General features: G+C 72.8%; 1 protein-coding gene. It reads right to left on the bottom strand.

Going from position 1 to position 1,602, the window contains the following annotated elements; translation table 11 throughout:
• Positions 1-31: 31 nt before the first annotated feature.
• Positions 32-1,342: a glutamate-1-semialdehyde 2,1-aminomutase gene (hemL, locus tag HMPREF3086_RS00735; RefSeq protein ID WP_070719710.1), complete on the bottom strand. Its 1,311-nt coding sequence runs from the start codon at positions 1,340-1,342 to the stop codon at positions 32-34.
• Positions 1,343-1,602: the final 260 nt, after the last annotated feature.

The raw sequence follows: 1,602 nt of genomic DNA, 5'->3' as shown, positions 1-1,602 counted from the left end.
AGACGTCCCCGGAGCCCGCGGCCGCTGCGGCTCATCGGCCGTCTCCGGGGGCGGTCGCGGCGGCGGCCGCCTCGGCGGCGACGGGCAGGGCGTCGGCGATGTGCTGGAAGTCGTCGTCGGTGAGGGCCGTGGAGACGAACCAGGTCTCGAAGGCGCTCGGCGGGGCGTAGATGCCCCGGTCCAGCAGGGTGTTGAAGAAGGGCGCGTACCGGAAGGTCTCGGCGGCCTTGGCGCCGGCGTAGTCGGTGACCTGCTCCTCGGTGAAGAACACGCTGAGCATCGTGCCCGCCCGCTGGATGGTGTGGGTGACGCCGGCGCCGTGCAGCGCGTTGCCGACGAGGGCCTCGAGCCGGTCGGCGTTGGTCTGCAGGGTGTAGTAGCAGGCGTGGTCTGCCAGACGGAGAGAGGCGAGGCCCGCGGCCACGGCGACGGGGTTTCCGGACAGGGTGCCCGCCTGGTAGACGGGTCCGGCCGGCGCGAGGGCGGCCATGACGTCGGCGCGGCCGCCGAACGCGGCGGCGGGCAGTCCGCCGGACATGACCTTGCCGAAGGTGGTGAGGTCGCCGGCGACGCCGTCGATGCCCCACCAGCCGCGGTCGCCGGCGCGGAAGCCGGTCATGACCTCGTCCATCACCAGGAGCGCGCCGTTGTCCGAGCACAGGGCGCGCAGCTCCTCGTTGAACCCGGGCAGCGGCGGGACGGTGCCCATGTTGCCGGCGGCGGCCTCGGTGATCACACAGGCGATCTCGTCCCCGTGGTTGGCGAACGCCACGCGCACGGCCTCGATGTCGTTGTACGGCAGCACGATCGTGTCGTGTGCGGTCGCGCCGGTCACGCCGGGCGAGTCCGGCAGGGCGAAGGTGGCCAGTCCGGAACCCGCGTCGGCGAGGAGGGCGTCGACGTGGCCGTGGTAGCAGCCGGAGAACTTGATGACCTTGGAGCGGCCGGTGAACCCGCGGGCCAGGCGCACGGCGCTCATGGTGGCCTCGGTGCCGGAGTTGACGAGTCGCACCTCTTCGACGGAGGTGCGGGAGATGATCTCGCGCGCCAGGTCGACCTCGCCCTCGGTGGGGGTGCCGAAGCTGAGGCCGCGGGTCGCGGCGTCGCGGACGGCGTCGACGATCTCGGGGTGGGCGTGCCCGTGGATCATGGGGCCCCACGAGCAGACGAGGTCGATGTAGGTGTTGCCGTCGACGTCCGTCATGCGAGAACCCCGCGCTTCACGGATGAAGCGCGGGGTTCCGCCGACGGAGTTGAAGGCGCGCACCGGGGAGTTCACTCCCCCGGGGATCAGCTCGCGGGCCTCGGCGAAGAGCTCGGCCGATCGGGCGGTCCCGGACATGCCGGACGGGGTCGGGAAGGCATCACTCGCAGACGTCACTCCCCCAGTGTCTCAAAGTCCCGCCACGAGTACCCCCTCGCGGTGTCAGACCTGCGGCTGCGCGGGCGGGGTGGGCGGCGCGAAGGGAGCGAACAGCGACCTGGCGGCAGCGTCGACCTGCCCGGCGAAGTCCTGCACCGCCTTCTCCGCCTGCTGCTGCAGCTGCTGCGGGCTGGGCAGCGGCGCGGGGGCCGGCACCGCGGTGGGTGCGGCGGCAGGCG

Source organism: Dietzia sp. HMSC21D01 (genome assembly GCF_001815995.1).
GTDB classification, from domain to species: domain Bacteria; phylum Actinomycetota; class Actinomycetes; order Mycobacteriales; family Mycobacteriaceae; genus Dietzia; species Dietzia cinnamea.
Note: the sequence above shows the minus strand (reverse complement) of the source record. Positions and strands in the feature narration are given on the sequence as shown.